Annotated in this window: 17 protein-coding genes, 1 tRNA gene and 1 other RNA gene; 6 read left to right on the forward strand and 13 right to left on the reverse strand. The window is 57.7% G+C overall.

Annotation, left to right across the window (positions count from 1 at the left end; translation table 11 throughout):
- Positions 1 to 68 precede the first annotated feature (68 nt).
- The 6 genes from ACHZBS_RS24780 to ispD all read left to right on the forward strand — a co-directional run bounded on the left by ACHZBS_RS24780 (position 69) and on the right by ispD (position 4693).
- A tRNA-Ile gene (locus tag ACHZBS_RS24780) sits at positions 69 to 141 on the forward strand.
- Positions 142 to 300: 159 nt separating this feature from the next.
- A complete protein-coding gene (locus ACHZBS_RS24785; RefSeq protein ID WP_319409224.1) occupies positions 301 to 1419 on the forward strand; it encodes a Nif3-like dinuclear metal center hexameric protein in 1119 nt (372 codons plus the stop codon).
- Between the two features lie 25 nt (positions 1420 to 1444).
- Positions 1445 to 2164 (forward strand): C4-type zinc ribbon domain-containing protein, encoded by a 720-nt coding sequence (locus ACHZBS_RS24790; protein WP_319409225.1) that lies wholly within the window; start codon positions 1445 to 1447, stop codon positions 2162 to 2164.
- 12 nt (positions 2165 to 2176) lie between these two features.
- Positions 2177 to 2554: RNase P RNA component class A (gene rnpB, locus ACHZBS_RS24795), an RNA gene on the forward strand.
- 136 nt (positions 2555 to 2690) lie between these two features.
- A complete protein-coding gene (locus tag ACHZBS_RS24800; protein ID WP_319409226.1) occupies positions 2691 to 3995 on the forward strand; it encodes an HPr family phosphocarrier protein in 1305 nt (434 codons plus the stop codon).
- Positions 3992 to 4693: a 2-C-methyl-D-erythritol 4-phosphate cytidylyltransferase gene (ispD, locus tag ACHZBS_RS24805; protein WP_319409227.1), complete on the forward strand. Its 702-nt coding sequence runs from the start codon at positions 3992 to 3994 to the stop codon at positions 4691 to 4693. Before ACHZBS_RS24800 ends, ispD begins: the two co-directional genes overlap by 4 nt.
- 29 nt (positions 4694 to 4722) lie before the next feature.
- Here the strand turns inward: ispD and yvcK are convergent, their stop codons facing one another.
- From yvcK to gspL, 13 genes are all read right to left on the reverse strand, one after another.
- On the reverse strand, positions 4723 to 5727 hold the full coding sequence (yvcK, locus tag ACHZBS_RS24810) for a uridine diphosphate-N-acetylglucosamine-binding protein YvcK (protein ID WP_319409228.1): 1005 nt from the start codon (positions 5725 to 5727) through the stop codon (positions 4723 to 4725).
- Between the two features lie 70 nt (positions 5728 to 5797).
- On the reverse strand, positions 5798 to 6961 hold the full coding sequence (locus ACHZBS_RS24815; RefSeq protein ID WP_319409229.1) for a DUF2786 domain-containing protein: 1164 nt from the start codon (positions 6959 to 6961) through the stop codon (positions 5798 to 5800).
- 9 nt (positions 6962 to 6970) lie between these two features.
- Positions 6971 to 7423, reverse strand: coding sequence for a type II 3-dehydroquinate dehydratase (aroQ, locus tag ACHZBS_RS24820; protein ID WP_319409230.1), 453 nt, complete (start codon positions 7421 to 7423; stop codon positions 6971 to 6973).
- Positions 7424 to 7435: 12 nt separating this feature from the next.
- Positions 7436 to 8086 (reverse strand): ribulose-phosphate 3-epimerase, encoded by a 651-nt coding sequence (gene rpe / locus ACHZBS_RS24825; protein ID WP_319409231.1) that lies wholly within the window; start codon positions 8084 to 8086, stop codon positions 7436 to 7438.
- Between the two features lie 49 nt (positions 8087 to 8135).
- A complete protein-coding gene (locus ACHZBS_RS24830) occupies positions 8136 to 9131 on the reverse strand; it encodes a PASTA domain-containing protein (RefSeq protein WP_319409232.1) in 996 nt (331 codons plus the stop codon).
- 4 nt (positions 9132 to 9135) lie between these two features.
- On the reverse strand, positions 9136 to 10071 hold the full coding sequence (locus ACHZBS_RS24835; RefSeq protein WP_319409233.1) for a tetratricopeptide repeat protein: 936 nt from the start codon (positions 10069 to 10071) through the stop codon (positions 9136 to 9138).
- A gap of 18 nt (positions 10072 to 10089) precedes the next feature.
- Positions 10090 to 10431, reverse strand: coding sequence for a membrane protein insertion efficiency factor YidD (gene yidD, locus ACHZBS_RS24840; protein ID WP_319409234.1), 342 nt, complete (start codon positions 10429 to 10431; stop codon positions 10090 to 10092).
- A 34-nt stretch (positions 10432 to 10465) separates the two neighbouring features.
- On the reverse strand, positions 10466 to 12190 hold the full coding sequence (gene gspE / locus ACHZBS_RS24845) for a type II secretion system ATPase GspE (protein ID WP_319409235.1): 1725 nt from the start codon (positions 12188 to 12190) through the stop codon (positions 10466 to 10468).
- Positions 12187 to 14544: a type II secretion system secretin GspD gene (gene gspD / locus ACHZBS_RS24850; protein WP_319409236.1), complete on the reverse strand. Its 2358-nt coding sequence runs from the start codon at positions 14542 to 14544 to the stop codon at positions 12187 to 12189. Before gspD ends, gspE begins: the two co-directional genes overlap by 4 nt.
- Positions 14545 to 14595: 51 nt before the next feature.
- The gene (gene gspC / locus ACHZBS_RS24855) at positions 14596 to 15465 is read right to left on the reverse strand and encodes a type II secretion system protein GspC (RefSeq protein ID WP_319409237.1); all 870 of its coding nucleotides are present in this window, start codon (positions 15463 to 15465) and stop codon (positions 14596 to 14598) included.
- Between the two features lie 3 nt (positions 15466 to 15468).
- Positions 15469 to 16338: a type II secretion system protein GspN gene (gene gspN / locus ACHZBS_RS24860; protein ID WP_319409238.1), complete on the reverse strand. Its 870-nt coding sequence runs from the start codon at positions 16336 to 16338 to the stop codon at positions 15469 to 15471.
- Between the two features lie 8 nt (positions 16339 to 16346).
- Positions 16347 to 16874 carry a hypothetical protein gene (locus ACHZBS_RS24865; protein WP_319409239.1) on the reverse strand — a complete coding sequence of 176 codons (528 nt, stop codon included), beginning with the start codon at positions 16872 to 16874 and terminating at the stop codon, positions 16347 to 16349.
- Between the two features lie 6 nt (positions 16875 to 16880).
- On the reverse strand, positions 16881 to 18323 hold the full coding sequence (gene gspL, locus ACHZBS_RS24870; RefSeq protein WP_319409240.1) for a type II secretion system protein GspL: 1443 nt from the start codon (positions 18321 to 18323) through the stop codon (positions 16881 to 16883).
- Between the last annotated feature and the right edge of the window lie 96 nt (positions 18324 to 18419).

Raw genomic sequence — 18419 nt, forward strand, 5'->3', positions numbered from 1 at the left:
ACGGGCTTGCATTTGCTTGACAAAATGCCATGACGGGGGTAGACAAACAATCGCTTTTAACCTGATACGGGCCCATAGCTCAGCTGGCAGAGCCACCGGCTCATAACCGGTCGGTCCCTGGTTCGATCCCAGGTGGGCCCACTTAAAAAAACTCCGGCGCCGTTCGTCAACCCATAACGCCCGGAGGCCTCAACATCCGGTATCGTTGAGGAGAAAAGGCGATTCGGCGTGGTGAGACTCCGGCTACCGCGCCTTTTTTTATGGCCTTTGCCGGCACGTTGATCTTTTGAGGAAAACCGAATGACAGCCACCGTCGCTCAATTCGTCAGAATCCTCGACCACCTGGCGCCTCCCCGCCTGGCGGAATCGTGGGATAATGTCGGGCTTCAGATTGGAAACCGGAACTGGCCGGTAAGAAAAGTGTGGACGGCCCTGGATCCGCTGCCCGAGGTGGTGGCCAGGGCCTGTGAAAACGATGTGGATTTGTTGGTCACGCACCACCCTCTGTTTTTCAAGCCGATCAGGCAGATCGATTGCAATTCACCGCTGGGCCGGATTGCCGAAATGGCTTTGTCCCGGCGGTTGGCCATTTTCAGTGCCCACACCAACCTGGACAGTGTGCCGGGCGGCGTAAACGATGTCCTGGTTGGCCGGATGGGGTTGCGCACGGTTCGGGTGCTCGCCGGGCCTGCCGATGCAGACATGTGCAAACTGGCGGTGTTCGTTCCCTCAAATCGTGTGAAAGCCATCCTCGATACTCTTTTTGCGTTGGATGCCGGCCGGATGGGCAATTATTCATGCTGTACGTTCCGATGCGAGGGCGTTGGAACCTTTTTACCGGGTGCGGGTGCATCGCCGGCAATTGGCAAAACAGGGGTGCTCACGGAAGTCCAGGAAAGCCGTATCGAAATTCTCGTGGCCAACGGTGACTTGGATGCGGTGGTGGATGCGGTCAAAAAGGTGCACCCGTATGAATCCATGGCCTATGACGTTTATCCCCTAACGATTCGCGATCAACAGGCGGGTTTGGGGCGGGTGGGGAAGCTTGCATTCCCATTGGCGCTGGACGCCTTTGCCGCGAAGCTGAAAGCCGCGCTGAACCTTCCGAAGGTGAAGGTGGTCGGCAACGGGGACCTGATGGTGGAAACGGTGGCGGTGTGCTCGGGAAGCGGATCCAGCCTGCTGACCGCAGCGGTTGCGTCGGGTGCACAGGCTTACGTGAGCGGGGATCTGGGATATCACTCGGCCAGAGATGCTCAACAGGCAGGCATCGGGCTCATCGATGTCGGGCATTTCGGCTCGGAGCACCTGGTCGTCGACGTTCTGGCTGCATTCATCCGGGACGCCGTCAAGGCCTCAGGAATAACGGCCACCGTGGAAGCCGTCGATACGGAAACGGACCCATTTCATTACCTGTGAAAAGCGGGATACCAGAAAGGCAGGCATGAGCAATATTCAGGAACAGATTAACATCCTTGTTGAGGTGCAGGGCGTTGAGGTGGAGATCCTTCAAGCCGATCGACTGGTCAACGCGCTGAGCGACGAGGTTGCCGCGATGGATCAGGCCGCGGCCGAGCGGCAGGCCCTGGTGTCCGCCGAAAAAGAGACCCTTGACGTTCTGAAAAAATCCTACCGTGAGCTTGAATCCGAATCCAAGATCAACGCAGGCATGATCGTCAAAAGCAACGAAAAACTCCGCGGGGTAAAAACCAACAAAGAGTATCAGTCCATCCTGAAAGAAATAGATGAAATCCGCAAAAGAAATTCGGGCATGGAAGACCGAATGCTGGAACTTTTAGATGCCATTGAATCCGCGGAGGCAGCGGCGAAGGCAAAAGAGGCGGAGCTGGCGGGGTTCCTTCAATCCTGCCGGGAAAAAAAGGAATCGTTTGCTGCCAAGGCGCAGCGGGAACGACAGGCCGTGGAAGCGCTGAACGAAAAGAAGGCGCAGATCAGCGCCAAGGCCGATCCTGAAACAATTACCCTTCTGGACGATGTGAAAAAAAAGGTTCGTGGGCTGGCTGTGGTGCCTGTTCAGCAGGCCATCTGCATGGGGTGCCACATGAACATTCCGGCGCAGTTGTTTAACGAGCTGCAGCGGTTTGATGAACTCCGGTTTTGCCCCCACTGCCATCGGATTATCTATTGGAAGGAACAAGGATAGGAAATAGCGGTTGGAGTAGACCAGGCGATCGCTGGCTCCTTTTCCGGAGCTGGAGGAAAGTCCGAACACCACAGGGCAGGGTGCTCCATAACGTGGAGTCACGGTGACGTGAAGGCAAGTGCAACAGAGAGCAGACCGCCCTGCCGTTGTCGGCAGGGTAAGGGTGAAACGGTGCGGTAAGAGCGCACCAGTTCTTCGGGTGACCGGAGAAGCTAGGTAAACCCCACCCGGTGCAAGACCAAATAGGGGAGCGTCAGAGGGCGGCCCGTCCAAGCTCCCGGGTAGGTCGCACGAGGTGCCGGGCAATCGGCATCCCAGATGAATGATCGCTGCCTTCGGTTCGGGTGACCGACCGGGGGAACAGAATTCGGCTTACGGGCTGCTCCGACCGCTATTTCGTATCTGTCCATAACAGGCATCTTTGGGATCATCCTTTTCAGGTGCAGGGAAACCTAAATTGAGCCTATCATTTGGGGCTTGATGGACCTGATGCTGTTTCTTACTCAAATGACCAACGGAGTGCGCCGTGAACGATCCCTACTGTGAAATCTCTTTTTCCGAAAAGGTCAGAATCTTCTCATTCGATTATCTGAAATGCTGTGTCTACATCACCAACCGGCATACACCCAATCACGTATTTACCAAAAAACTCTACTCCAAGCTGATCAGTACCTCCCAGGTGCTTGAAGACTTCCTCGACTTCCACGGCGCCAAGAACAGCGAGGACTGGTATCTGTATCGGGAACTGTGCGCCACCGTCAGGCACCTGAGTCTGGGCGCCTACTGCCAGAAACATATCTTGAACCGATTGATATTCTACGATATCCCTGATACCGAGGTGTTCCGGGAGCAGGGGGAAAAAACGCTTACGTTCTTGAATGATGCTCTGCGGAAACTGGCTCCCGTGATTATTGACGAGGCCTCGCGGTTGAACATTGCCATGCCGGTGGATGCTTTCGGCTCAGAGGACTTCCCCGGCATCACCACCAGCGAGATGCTCAAATACGACATTGACGATGATGCCAAGGATGTTCAAAAGCGCAACATCGTGAAAATTGCCAGCGAGTTTCTTTCCATCGCCGCCAGCTTCGATCCGATGGGGTTTTATGAGCCATACGGCAATGACGAGATCGCCGCGCTGGTGCCCGAAACGGTGAACGAGGTGCAGGTCCGCCGTTTCGAGATGCTGGTGCATAACCTTCAGTCCTCCTTTGACACCTATGTAATCCACGGCGGTTTCCGGTTCGGTGACCGCAAGCTCAAGTCGCTGAGAAGTTATTTCTCTATTGTTTTTCATTTGCTGCAGATGATGGGGCGGCTGCTTCATTTTTACGAACGGCACCTTCACGAAGCCGGTTATAAGAACACCTACAAACGGGTCCAGGATAAACTGGCGTCCCTGGTGGACCCGGTGATCCTGCTGGACCGGACCGTCAACTACGGGTTGTTCTACGCCTGTCATTATCTCAACTCGGGTAAGAAACTGGCGCGCGAAATTCTCAATGAAAACATCGAGCGTTCCACCATTACCGTAGGAATTCCGGTCAAGCTGGGATTTCACAGCCGGCCCAGTCTCCTGGTGGCCAAGATCGTTCAGCATTTCGGTGGCCAGGTGGAACTGGTGGTGGGTCAAGACCGGTTTGACGCCAGCAGCGTTCTGGACATCCAGTGGGCCGGCGGCAAGATTCAAAAAGAGAAGATCACCGAGGTGACTTTCGAAGGGGACACCCGTGCGCTGGCCGCCATCCAAATCCTGGCCGGCGTCAATTACGGGGAAGACACCATGGGCAAGGGCGTACCGCTTCCCAGCGAGCTGAGCTACCTCAAATGATCTGCGCCGTCATTGTTGCCGGAGGAAGCGGCTCCCGTATGAAGGCGCCGATGAGAAAACAATACCTCAACCTGGACGGGGTGCCCATTGTCGCCCATACGCTGATGGCTTTCGACCGGCGTTCCGATGTGGACCGGATAATTCTCGTGGTGCCTGAAAATGACCTTCAATGGTGTCGGGACGACATTCTGGCGCCGCTTTGCCTCGATCATGATATCCAATTGGCGGCCGGCGGGCGTCGGCGGCAGGATTCGGTATTCAACGGGTTGACCGCCGTGGGCGCTTCCGGGGGCACCGTCATGATCCACGACGGGGTGCGTCCATTCGTGGGTTTGGCTCTCATGAATGCCTGCCTTGACGGCGTCAAGATTTCCGGCGGGTGCGTTCCGGCGATACCGGCCACCGATACCTTAAAGCAAGTGGATGCAAACGGGCGGATCATCAGAACGCTGGACCGGCAACAGATCCGTCTTGCCCAGACCCCCCAGACCTTTTCCCTCGACTTGATCAGGAACGCCCACCGGTTGGCCCGTCAACGCGGGTTCACCGGAACCGACGACGCTTCCATCGCCGAGTTTGCCGGAGAGACGGTAACCGTGGTGGACGGCGACCCGGACAACATCAAGATCACCACGCCGGAAGATTTATCGATCGCCACGGTTATTCTCGCCAGATGGCGCGCGCAAGCTTCCGGATAGCCATTGGAACAAGGGATCGGTTAAACCGTTCAGTCGTGGGATGGATCGCCGAAAATGATTCGGGAAATCAAGCCGGCGAGCTTTTCCGAATCGTGTCGGATGACATCTCCCGATGTTTCCAGGAGATCTTCTAAAATGACCTCACAGCCGGTGTCCGGGAAGCCGACGTCCACGAAGTCCGCTTTCTGTTTGCGATAGAGGTTCAGGAGACGGTCTTCGGGCCGTCGGGTGTTGACGATGGCGCCGCTGATTTTCCGACCGGTGAAGCCTTCTATCGTGGAAATGAAATCGCAAGCCTGAAAGTGGTTGGTTTCGCCGAATTTAGTCATGATGTTGACCACATGATAAATTGGCGCGGACACGGCGCCGAGCTTTTCCCGCAGGCCGGGAACGATGAGGTTGGGAATGATGCTGGTGAACAGGTCGCCCGGTCCCAGGATGATGAGGTCGGCATCGGCGATGGCTTTGAGCACCGGCGGATAAACGGTAATGGCGTCACTGTGGTGGGGAACCAGGAAGACATCCCGGATGGTTTCGCGCTGATGGCCCCGGGGGGTGTCGATGGCGCTTTCGCCGTAAATCCGGCTGCCGTCGGTCAGTTCCGCGACCAGGGTTGCCTGGTCGATGGTGACCGGCAGGATTTCACCCCTGACATCCAGAATCTCTGCCAGGGCTTGCACGCCGGCGGGAAAGCTGCCGGTGTAGCGGGAGAGCATGGTCAGGAGCATGTTGCCGGCATTATGCCCCTTGAGGCGCCGGTCCTTGGTAAACCGCTTTTGAAAGATGAACCGGGCGGTTTCCTGATGGGGAGACAGCGCCAGGACGCACTTGAGGATGTCACCGGGAGGCAGGGTGCCCAACTCATCGCGGAGCCGGCCGGTGCTGCCCCCGCTGTCCATCATGGAAACGATGGCACTGATGCGGATGCCTTTCAGATGTTTCAGGCCGGACAGCAGCGCGTACTGACCGCTGCCGCCGCCGATCGTGACCACATGAACCGGTTTCTTTTTTGCTTTAGCTATGTTGTCTTCCACGGATTTCCCCTGTGTCAACATCCTGGCCCCACAATGTCTCAAGTCCACGATCCCTTGATTCGGAATCCGCCTATTTCAGTTCTTGTTTGTATTCCAGCACCTGATTTCTGAACCCGTCGCTGCGGGTGATGCCCTTGGCGATGATCAGTTTCCGTCCCCTTTCCTTGCCGTCCGCCAACACCCGGGCGTCGTGTCCGGGGCCTTTTCTTGAAAATGAGCGGACATGGGGATAACGCCGGGACAGGTAACGGGTCAGGGCATGGTCCGCCACGCGAACGGGCAGACGGGTGTCAACGCCTCGGGATCCTGCTGTGCATGCCTGCTGCAAGGTGGCTTTGAATCCTTCGATGATGCCGACGGCAAAGTCGGTTCTGCGGAAATGGTTCAGACCGTTGTCCCGTCGATAGTCTGCCCAGGCCGTGTCTATATATCTTTCTATGGCCGCGTGGATATATTCGGCGATCCGGACGTTTTTTCGGGTGCCGCTGATCTCCAGCACGCGTCCCATCTTTCCTTTTTCCAGAACCCATGCCTGGATCCATACGCCCTGGACGAAGTAGAAATCCTGGAGCAGATGGGCCAGATAATAGGCCTCGCGAAAATGCCTGAGTCGGGGTGCCCCTAAAAAAATGCTGTGGTAATCCTGATCAACACCCTGAGCGATCAGATTCACGTTATGGCGGGAAATCAGCTCGTAGGCCTTGAGCATGGCAGCCTTGGCTTCGTTGGGGTTGCTGCTTTCGGCCAGGGCCATCAGCTTGTGAATCCTGACCACGATGCGGTCCCGGCCGCTGAGCACCTCTCCCTGGTGCAGGCGCGCGTGAAGGGGACGGTAGGTGCCGGAGGCCGCCGGGTTGGCCCGAAGCAGGCTGCAGGCCTTTCGGAAACTGTCGCCGTGGTCGGGTTCCGCGGTGGCCTGCAACCCCTCGTGGGCCACCTGATGGGCCATTTCGTGAAGCAGCACCTCTTTGATGTCATCCCACCGATGACCGCTGACGATTTCCCGGCTCAGGGTGATTTCCCGCTTGTTCCGGCTCCAGCAGCCCAGCCGGGTCGGCATGTCCCGAATGGCAAAAAGAGGCCGCTTGACGGATCGCCGAAGGGGTTTGGGCAGCGTCCATAAGGCGTTTTCCCATTCTGCCAGAAGACCGCGCAGGATCCGGCGGTCGAAGATTGACTGGAGGGAGGAAACCCGGTCGGCGGTTATCGATGGAGGTCTGACGTTGACGGCCATGGCAACGCGTCAGGTGATCAGCTGCGCCAGGGCCTCCAGGGCGAACAGATACCCCGAAGCCCCTAACCCGGAGATTTGCGCGGTGGCAATGTCGGCGATGAAAGACCGGTGCCGGAACGGTTCCCGTTTGTGGATGTTGGATAGGTGGACCTCGATCGTCGGTACATCCAGAAGCAGGACAGCGTCCCGGATGGCCACGCTGGTGTGGGTGTAAGCGGCCGGGTTGATGATCAGGCCCCGTATCCGTCCGACGGCATCCTGGATGGCCTCGACAATTTCCCCTTCGTGGTTGGATTGGAACGTGGACACCTGAAGGCCCAGTTCTACCGCTTTCGCACGTAGGGCGTCGTTGATGTCGTCCAAGGTCCGGCTGCCGTAATGCTCGGGTTCACGTTTTCCCAGCATGTTGAGGTTGGGGCCGTGGACCACGAGAATGGATGGGTTCTGCCGATTGTCAGCCATCGATATTCCCCTTTACCACTTTGCCTTGAGTTCGGAAATGGTCCGTTCATAGTCTTCGCTGCCGAAAATGGCACTGCCGGCCACGAACACATCCACGCCGGCTGCCGAGATGCGGCTGATGGTGCCGGCATTCACGCCGCCGTCGATCTGGATCAGGGTGGATAATTCCCGTTCGCGGATGATTGTCCTGAGTTGGGCTACCTTGTCCAGGGCCGACGGGATGAACTGCTGACCGCCGAAACCGGGGTTGACACTCATGATCAGGACGAAGTCCAGGTCTTCCATTATCCACTGGAGGGATTCGAGCGGTGTGGCGGGGTTCAGGGCCACCCCGGGTTTGGCCCCGTGTTCGCGGATGAGCTGGATGGTCCGATGCAGATGGGTGCAGGCCTCCTGGTGCACAGCGATATAGTCGGCGCCGGCGTCGGCAAAATCTTTTATATAGCGTTCCGGGGAGTCGATCATCAGGTGGACATCGATGGTCAGCGCAGTGGATCGGCGCACCGCTTCAACCACCAGCGGCCCCATGGTGATGTTCGGGACGAAACAACCGTCCATGACATCCACATGGATCCAGTCTGCGCCGGCCGTTTCCACAGCACGAACCTCCTCTCCCAGTCGAGAAAAATCAGCCGATAAAATCGACGGTGCGATACATTTCATCTTCACTTCTCCTCACAAATTCCACGACAGGCTCGTCGGCCGGCCCCCTTCACATAATCCGGGTCTCCACCAGCTGGCCATCCACATACACAAGTATCGTGGGGTTACCACTTTTTGGTACTAAAAGCCAGATTTCTTGGCCCGGCGCCAAAAAATCATCGAACAGGCTGAGCGAAAGCGGCGGCTGATTCATCTTCACCTGGACCCGTTTTTTTAAAAAACCGTTTTCCAGGAAAAACCTGAACAGTTCCACCTGATCCGCGTTTTCGGCATCGCCTGCAGACCGGCCGTCATTGGATCGGTTGACCGTGAGGTCCACCCGGTTTCCCGTTGCCACGCGGTACCCGGCCGGCGGCATTTGATCCACGATGGTTTCCAGCGGCGCGCCGGCTCGATGAACGGTCCGGATGTTTCCCACTGTCAACTGCATTTGTTCCAACCGGCGAATGGCCGTTTCCAGGACCAACCCGGACAGATCCACCATGGCAAACGCCGGGGTTGACGGCCCCCGGCTGATCAACAGATCGGCACAGGTGCTGCGGGAGACGATGGCGCCGGGGGGCGGATATTGTGCCATGACCTGCCCGGCGTCGAACCGGGGGCTGGTCATGCCGGACAACACCCCTTGGCACAAGCCGTTTTCGGTCAACAGGATCCGGCCTTGCTGGAGGGAAAAACCGACCAGATTGGGCATGAAAATGGTTTCCGTGCCCCGAGAGACGCGTATTTTTACGTCCCGGCCCCGCTTGATGGCAGCGCCGGCATCCGGATCCTGATCGATGATGTGGTTTTTGGGCACCCGGTCATGATATTCCGTTCCCTTGACGCGGGTATTGAGTCCTAAGTCCGACAGGATTTCGAGGCCATACAGGACGTCCTTGCCCACCAGATCGGGGACGATGACGGTATCCTCTCCCTTGATGATCAGGGTCAGGGCCAGGTAAGTTCCCATTCCGGCCATGGTCATGAAAAGGGCGACCAGCAGTGAGATGCGCAGTGCCTTTCTCGCCAGGTTCTTTACCGGGGAAGCGGGGGTGGATGGCATAAGACTAAAAGCTGAGGGTCAGGCACAGGGCGGCGCCCTCGGGTACCGGGGCCACAGATAAGGACATCTGCCTGCGCTGGTTAAGACGTTCACGGTACTCGGCGACCCGGTCGCGGTTGTACTTATGGGCATCGGAGACGGCACCGTAAATATTGCCGGCGTAAAAACCGAACTCCACGAAACCGATTACGCTGCCGAGGGCGACCTGCTCGTTGTCAAATGCCTCCCATGCCGCCCAGATCAGACCGGCGTTGATCAAAAAGGCGGTCAACGCATCCTGGTACCTGTTGCAATAAAGCTGGCCGCCGCCGGGCACGATGGAAAGCAGACCGGCGGTCATTGGACGCTTGGCCGGGATGGCCTCGCTGAGGGCCAGGGCCTGCTTCAGGTCAGCCACCTGGAAGCGATTCCGGTTGCCGGGGGAGATACGGCCAAAGGACTGGTCAGCGTCGTTCCAGCGGCCCTGATCCACATGGAGCCATCCCAGTTCGTAGCGGGCCTGATCGATCACATCCGTCTCTGAAGACAACGCCACGAGGTTATGCAGATCCAACATGGCCTGTTCGGTCATGCCCTGACGGGCATGGCTGCGGCTGAGCATGAAAAAGGCCTGATTGTCCAGCGGTGAACCGGTGAAAGCTTCGGTTTGCCGGTTGAAAATGTCCGCTGCCGCTTGATATCGGCCGGCATTGAAGTGGGCCATGCCCGTCTGAAACCGGGCACGGGGGATTCTGGAGTCTTCAGGAAAAAAATAAATAAAACGGTTGAATTCGACAATCGCTTCGTCGGCGGCGCCGGCATCGAGGCGCGATTGGGCGTAGCGGTATTGACTGTCCGCATCGATGGTCAGTTGGGCGAAGCCGCGGACGGTGGCCGCAACCAGCACCAGGGGGACGCCGATGGCGATGATCAGAAAACGGAGCACGGGTTGAATTGCCATAGGAGATGCCATCGGATATCAGTGCAGCCAGAAGTCGTTGTTTTGAACCGGATCCTGGCAGCGGATGCCGTTGCGGGTCATTACGGACGGGCTTCGCTTCAGTTCGTCACGGCCGCAACGCATCAGGCGGTCGCAGGCCATGATCCATCCCATGACGCTTCCATGGCGCTGCATGGCCTGAAGGGCATAGCTGGAACACGAGGGCGTCATGGGGCAGCGGTGGCCGTCCGCCCCGGACAGGTATTTCTGGAAAAAACGGATGGGCACTGCCGCTGCCGGCATGGATTTATCCGTCGTCGGAATCGATTCCGGCGGTCCGGCCAGAGCGGGTCCGGCAAGCAGAAAAAAAAGAATAGCCATGCAAAAAATTTTCATCCAACCTATCTACCTGTTGTCATTGCTGGGTCACCCGCAGGACCTCTTCAATGGTGGTCGTGCCGGCCAGCACCTTTTCAATGCCGCTCTGGCGCAGGGTTTTCATGTTGTACTGCAGGGCGAATTGCCTGATCTGGGTGGCGTCGAAGGTTTTCAGGATCAGATTCTTCAACCCCTCGCGCATGTGCATGATCTCGAATATGGCGATGCGGCCCCGGTATCCGGTGTTAAAACACTTCTCACAGCCCTTGGCCTGATAAAGGGTGTGGTTGCTCAATTGCTCCCGGGAAATGCCGATGCTTTCCAGGATCACCCCCGGGGTGTAGGCTTCCTTGCAGTGGTCACACAGCACCCGCACCAGCCGCTGGGCGATCACCGCCACGACGGAGGAGGAGATGAGGAACGGCTCGACACCGATGTCCACCAGCCGCGTAATCGCACCGGCCGAATCGTTGGTGTGCAGGGTGGAGAACACCAAGTGGCCGGTCAGGGCCGACTGGACGGCGATGGTGGCGGTTTCCTTGTCGCGGATCTCGCCGATGAGGATTACGTCCGGGTCCTGGCGGACGATGGCCCGCAAGCCGCGGGCAAAGGTGAGGTCGATTTTCGGGTTCACCTGGATCTGGCTGATGCCTTTGAGCTGGTATTCCACCGGGTCTTCGATGGTGATGATGTTGATGTCCGGTTTGATGATGGAGGCCAGCACGGAATAGAGGGTGGTGGTCTTGCCGCTTCCGGTGGGACCGGTCACCAGAATGATGCCGTTGGGCTGGGTCACCAGCTTGTTGAACAGCTCGTGATCCTCGGGCGACAGCCCCAGTTCCTTGAGGTTCAATACCTCTTCGGATTTGTTCAACAGCCGCATGACCACTCGTTCGCCGAAGGTGGTGGGCAGGGTGGAGACACGCACATCCACATTCTGGCTGCCGATTTTGACTTCCAGGCGGCCGTCCTGGGGCAGCCGCTTTTCAGCGATATTGAGTTTGGCCATGACTTTGATACGTGAGATCAGTGAGGCTTGAATCCATTTTGGCGGTGTGAGCAGGTCGTAGAGGATTCCGTCCACCCGATAGCGCACCTTGAAGCTGTCCTGATACGGCTCGATGTGAATGTCGCTGGCACGGGCCTTGATGGACTGGGAGATGATATGATTGACCAGTTTGATGATGGGGGCATCGCTGGTGTCTTCGAGCAGATCGGCCGTGTCCTCGATTTCGCTGATGATGGTACTGCCATCCTCTTCCATGTGCTGAACCAACTGCTCGGCGGTGCCCCGGCTCATGTCAAAGATCAGGTTGATGGCGGCAAAAATCGCGCTTTTGGTGGATAGCACCAGGTTGTAAGACGAAAAGCCGATCATTCGGGCCAGGTCGTCCAGGGGTTGAAAGGCCGCGGGATCGTTGACGGCGATGATGTTGACCATTTCCTCAGGCAGAACGGAAACCCCTGCGGCCGGGATGTTCTTCAGCACCAGCGGCACCATGACATGGCGCTTGAGAAAACCGATGGGTGCACTGCGGGTGCGATCCTCCCCGAAGCTTTCCAGAGGCAGTTCGGGCCAGAAGGGGAGATCATACTGGTCGCTCAAAGCATCCAGCAATTGGTTCTCGGTGATGACCTTGCGACGCAGCAGCACGTCCGGCAGGCGGTCCCCTTTTTCATCGTGGAGCCGGACGGCGTCTGCATAATCCTCATCGGAGAGGCCGTATTTGCTTTTTAAGATAGCTTCCAGGGATTTGTTCATTGGTCGTTTTTAATGATTAGCGTGTCTGCAATGCCCTGTTCAGAGAGGGCATCCCGGGCCGTCTGTACCGCAGCGCGGTCCGGGAAGCCGCCGATTTGTACCCGGTACCAGATCTTGCCGCCCACATCCGTTTCGGCGATATAGGCCGGATGGCCCATCTGTTTGAGACGTTCGACCGATTCCAGGGCCGACATTTCGTCGCTGAACGACTGCACCTGAAGAAGATAGCCGCCTGACGCACGATGGTTCGCTGATTCAGTCTGGGCCGGTGTGATCGGCATGACGGGGGCGCTGTCTCCGATACCGGTGCCGGCCTTGTCTTCCATCACGGCCCCGGGGGCGGTATTGTCTGGGGAACCCTTCTCAAGGGGTGGACTGTCCGGGGGGGCTTTACCGCCCTGATACAGCTTGATCTGCATCTCGCGCATTTCATCGATCTGGTTTTTTTTGGACTCGAATACGGCGGTTGCTTCCCCGGGGTTCTGGATCACCTTGGGGGTGATGAAGATGAACAGGTTGGTCTTGTCGCTGCCCTTGGACCGGGTTTTAAAGAGCCAGCCCAGTCCGGGAACGTCCCCCAGGCAGGGGACCTTGTATTCGGTCTGGGAAAAGGTGTCGTCGATGAGGCCGCCGATGACCACGGTGCCGCTGTCCCTGACCATCACCGTGGTCTCCACGGTGCGCTTTAGGGTTGTGGGCCTGTCGGTCGTATTGGCATCGGCCAGCGAGGAGACTTCCAGCGACAGGTTCAGCCGCACCATGCGGTCCTTGCTGATCTGAGGCGTGATCTTGAGGGTCTTGCCCACATCCCGGTATTCATAGGAGTTGTAGGTTTCGCTTGATGAGGATGTGGATGTCGTGGTCTGGTACGGGACGTTTTTGCCCACGGTAATGCTGGCTTCCTGGTTGTCGGTGGTCAGCAGCTGGGGCGTGGAGAGGATGTTGACATCCGTGTCTTTCTTGTAGGCCTGCACAATGGCGGCGATACTGGGAAAGGAGACGCCGCTTATGGTTATGGCCTCGCCGACCAGGCCCAGGGAAAAGCCGGAGGCGAGCGAGGGGGTCGTGCTGCGTAATAGCGACAGGTTCGATTCGTCGGTGGAGAAACCGCCGCCGACGACCCCTTGACGGCCTTCGTTCAGCGAGACATCGTCGCCCACGATCCATTCGGTGCCCAGATCGAAGCTTTTCGAGGCATTGACCTCCATGATCAGGGCTTCGATGTAGACCATGGACCGGGGAATGTCGATCTGGCGGATGATTTCCACCAGCGTGGCATAGTCGTCCCGGTCGGCGGTGATGATCAGGCTGTTGGTGGCCTTGTCGGCCGTAATCGTGACTTTGTCGGAAACCACCGGCGCTTCCTTGGCCCCCGTGGCTTTGGTCTTGTCCTCTTTGGGAAGATCCTTGAGCACGGCGACGATCTCTTCCGCTACCGCATATTCCAGGTAGTAGACATGGATCCGCTCCTTGCCTTTGGGGGTCTCCTGATCGAGGTTGTCGATCAGGCTGCGGATCCGGCTGGTGTCGACTTCGCTGGCCACCATAATGATGCTGTTGGTGCGTTCATCGGCCACGAAGGCTGCACCGCGGTCCGATGTGGCGGCTCCTTTCTTGGCCGGCGCCGATGAGGTCTTGAACACCGTTTCGAGCAGGGACACCAGCTTGGCCGCATCGGCGTTGTGGATCGGAAATATGGTGATCTCCCGTCCCACGCCGGGAATGTCGATGGTTTTCAATATCTTCATCAAGCGGGCGATATTGGAATAGTTGTCGGTGATGATCAATGTGTTGGTGGGCGCGTAGGAGAGGATGACGCTGCTTTTGGAAACCATGGGGGTGAACAGCCGTTTGACTTCGTCAGGGTCGGCAAAGCGAAGGGGCATCAGCTGGGTGACCATCTGGTCATTATCCGAATCGCCCCTGGCCTGGGTTCGGGTCTCGATGTTTTTGGTGCGGGCGTCCGGAGACGGAATGACCTTGATCAGCTTGCCGGTCTCAACGGTGGCGAAGCCGTGAACATCGAGGACCGATTCGAACACCTTGTAGGCTTCATCGACAGAGATTTTGGACGGCGAGATGATGGTCACCTTGCCCTTGACGCGCTGGTCGATGACGAAGTTTTTACCGGTGAGTTCACTGATGAACTTGATGAACACGCTGATATCCACGTTGTTGAAATCAATGGAGACAAATCGCTGCGACCCGTTTGCCGCCGTGCTGCCGCCGGCCGCCTCAGCCTGATTCTGATCCTGGGCGGGGGCGCCGGTGGCGAGGAGAAAGAACGTCAGCGCGGCGATAATCGCGCCGGCCATCCATTTTTTGGTAGCATCCATTGTGTTTTCAGTTGCCATATCTTCTTTTTCCTGTTTCCACCGGCTACGGGCCCGGGGGTGCCCGGCCGGCTATCTGATGCTATATTCGATGTTTTTTTCCTGTCCCCGGCGTTTTAGCTGCACGGAGAGACTGGATGAGGATTTAAGGCTTTCCACCAACTTCAACGCATCGTCTACCGATGAAATTACATTGCCGTCCACCCCGGAGATGATGTCTCCGTTTCTCAGTCCCATTCTCCGGAAAATGGAATTGGGTTTGATGCTGGAAAGGGCCAGGCCTGCCGGTACCCCGTTTTCCATGTGAGGCTGGATCTGCACCTGGGTCATCAGCGACGCCATGTCCGTCATGGACTGCTCGATGTATGACCGCCTCAGGGAGATCCGCTGGGCACGCACCGCGCCGGAGGAGGGTTCCGATGCACGAAGGGGCAGTCCGCCCGGTCGGGAGGCTCCCTTGCCCGATTCCAGTTCCTGCATCTGGAGCACTTCGTCCTTACCGTTTAGGGTGAGGACGACCTTCTCCCTGTATATTTCCTTGACCGTGGCCGTCTGGATGGCATCGCCGATGCGGTACAGGTTCTGTTCGCGAGCCTTGACATCTTCGATAACCGCGTAGTCGCCGTTGTCGGTGCCGGAAACCGTTCCCCACAGCTTCAGGTTCAGTTTCGTCTCTTCCAGGGATTCGACATCCACTTGTTGCGTCCGGGGTTGACTGTCTGAACGGGTATCGAACAGGTTCCGTTCCAGTACCGCCTTGTAGGCGGACAAGGGGAGGCTGTTCGTGCCGGTATCGCCGACCCGGTAGACATTTTGTTGCGTCGCCAGGGGGGGCTGGGTCAGCCGCGCCGAGATGGTGCCGTAAAAACCGTCCACGACAAAATAGGCGGAGACGGTGATGCAGAGCAGATTGACGAAGGTGAAAATGGCTTTTGGTATCATCGCCTATCTCATGGACAAATCGGGGTCGTCGATGGAACCGCGGACCCGGAAGGTCAGTCCCCGGGTTCCCAGGGTCCGTGTGTTGACGATCCCCTGGGGTAGGGTTTCCTGGAGCCGGGCAAGCAACTCCGGCCGGGGCTTGGCGTTTCCGGTGAGGTTCAGGCGGCTCTGCTCGACGGGCTGCCTCAGTTCGATGGTTCCGGTAATTTTACCCTCAACCATGGGGCCATCGAAAGTGAGGGATTTGAGCCGAAGATTCCCGCTGCTGACCGAAAAATCCGCATCCGTCTGATCCATCACCAGCTCGCTGATGCCGAAAAAGGGCTCTCTCAGGGTGATGTGCAGATCCGATACATTCAACAACCCGTTGGTCATTCCCGTCGGTGCACGCGTCCCATCGTGGGTCATCCGGCCATTGAGGGAACCGGAGAGGGCGAAGGGCACATGGGTCTTGATTGCATCGAGCTTGCCCAGACGAATATCCGACAGGACCGCTTCCACCCGCAAGGGGCCGGCTGGGCCGGTGTCTTCCAGCGTTGCCCGACCATTAACGGTCCCCCCGGCTATCCGTGCCTGGAACCGAACCTGTTTTTTGTCCTGCAGCACCGTCGCCAGATCGGGCGACATCCGGGCATCTTCGAAATGGGCCAGGCGAACGTTGTTGCGGTTCAGGTCTACGCCGGTCATTTTGAGTCCCGGCGGCATGGCCGGTCGGATCGTTTCCGCCTCCATGCTCAGCGACGGGTCGATGGCCGCCAGACGGCTGTCCACATAGGCCTTGACCGCCTGGTCGGGAAACAGCAGAACCAGAAAAAGGATTGCCGCCAGCAGAGCGTACAGCAAATAGGCAAGAATGGTTTTAGCGGAAACCATAAGAATCGCTACATCTCCACTGTTTCGACTTGAAAAACCGTATTGATCAGATCCGCCTTCTGCTCTCCCTTGGAGACGGAGAGCCGTTTGATGGAAATCATGTCCCGGGATGTTTCAATGCCATGCAGATACGTCAGAAGCTGGGCCATGGTAATCTCCTCCAGTTTCATCTCTACCATGGAGAGCCGGTACGGGCTGTCCTTCAGGGTCGTGGTGGTCGGCCTCATGTAGGCGATATGGCTTTTGACCCCCGTCTGTCCCGCCAGTGTTTCCAGAAACGAGAAAAGGGTGAAGCCCCGCTGGCGTGTTTTCAGATAACGCTGGGCCTGTTCAGCCTTTTCGGCCGTTTTGCGATAGTCGGCCTGCAGCTGCAGAATCTGTTCACGCTCCTGTTGGCGGGTGGCCAGCGTTCGCGACAACTGGGCGTTTTTCTCGAACAGGGGAAAAACCAGCACCTGCAATACCAGAAAGATGACGATAGCGGCCGCTGCCGCTGCCACGCCGATTTTTTCCCGTTTGTTGAGTTTGATGGCCATGGTGCGCTAAAAATCCAGCTTCAGTTTGAATCTCACCCGGTTTCCCGATTTCTCAAGGTCGGCCGAGCTGATGGTCACACTTTTGAACAGGTCCGCTTCTTCCAGCCGCCCCTTGATGTCGTCCACCGTGTTGAAGGTGTCCGTATCGCCGGAGAGCACGACGTTGTCGGCCCCGACAACCATGCGGTTGACCTTGACGTCTGCGGACGATGGGATCTGCTGGCTCAGGGCGTTGAGGATGTCGATGACCCGAACGCGGGCGCCCGTCAAATCGAAGCCGGTGCTGCCGTCTCCGGCTTCCTTGATCTTGATCTGCATTTGCTGCAGCGGGTTCACCACGCGGGTGACTTCGGGAAACGTGCTTTTGAAGACCATTTCGATCTGCCGGTCCAGTTCGGCCAGGCGCCGCTCTTTGGCATTCACCCCGAGGATCTTTACCCCCAGCGCGGTCGCCAGGGTAAGCCCGACCAGTATCGCCGTCAGGATGATATTTTTTCGATATTCGCTCCAGTAATGCTGGATCGTTGACCGCTCTGTGGAGAAGTTGACGCCGGTGACGGCCTCGGTTTCCATCAGGGCCAGGGCCAGGGCGATGTCCAGACGCCCGGATTGCCAGTCCTCGGCAGCCAGCGATCCTTTCAACCGGGGAAACGTCCGTATGCCGTCAATGGATTTAACCGGGACACCCAGCAAGGTGGACGACCCGTTCCCCGTGGTGATCAGCGGGGCTTGGGGACCCGCGCAAAAAACCGTCGACGGGTTGACGGCAATCCCCAGGCTTTCCTGAAGGGCGGTGAATGTCCGCTGCATGGTCGTTTCCAGGTTGCGGATGACCGGATTGCCGTCATGGGCCACCGGGAGGGTGCGGACCAGGCGAACGTGTCCGGAACAGACGGCGTAGATCGTGTGATGGTTTTCTCCGGTGTCGATGAAGAGAAAATCATCGCTGTCGTCGGTCATTGAGGAGATGAAACGGGCCGCCGCATATCCGCCGGGCATGATCACCGCCGGCCTTAAATTTACCGATCCGAGAATACCCAGATATCGTTGGATTTCCTGTTTTTTGACGGAGAACGTCAGCAGATCCTGCTGCTTATCCCGCTTCACGGCTTCGAAATCGAAGATCAGTTCCTCTACCGGAATCGGCAGGGCGGGCTCCAGCTCAAACGGAAGGATCTGCCGGATTTTCTTGATGTCATGAAAGGGCACGGAAAGATTTCTGAAGGAAACAACAGCCGCGGGAATGCCCAGCACACAGGTGGCGCCGGTGGGATTGAGCGTTTCAACCAGGGTTTCAAGGGCTTCTTTTATTCCTTCATTGCCCGCTTTGTCCGCCGGGATGGGAAAATAGCCCTGCGCTTCCAGCTGGCTGCCCTTGAAACCGCTGTCCAGCAGCACGGCTGCGATCGACCCCTCTCGAATTTCCAGGCTGAGGATTTTGCGGCTCATGGTTGTTCGCCTGCTTGGGGTTGCGTGGACATGATACAGAAAACCTCGATCCGTTTTTTTCTAACGGGCGCCATTCATTTCTCAATCTGTCCCATA

The sequence above is a fragment of the uncultured Desulfosarcina sp. genome, assembly GCF_963664155.2.
Classification (GTDB): Bacteria; Desulfobacterota; Desulfobacteria; order Desulfobacterales; family Desulfosarcinaceae; genus Desulfosarcina.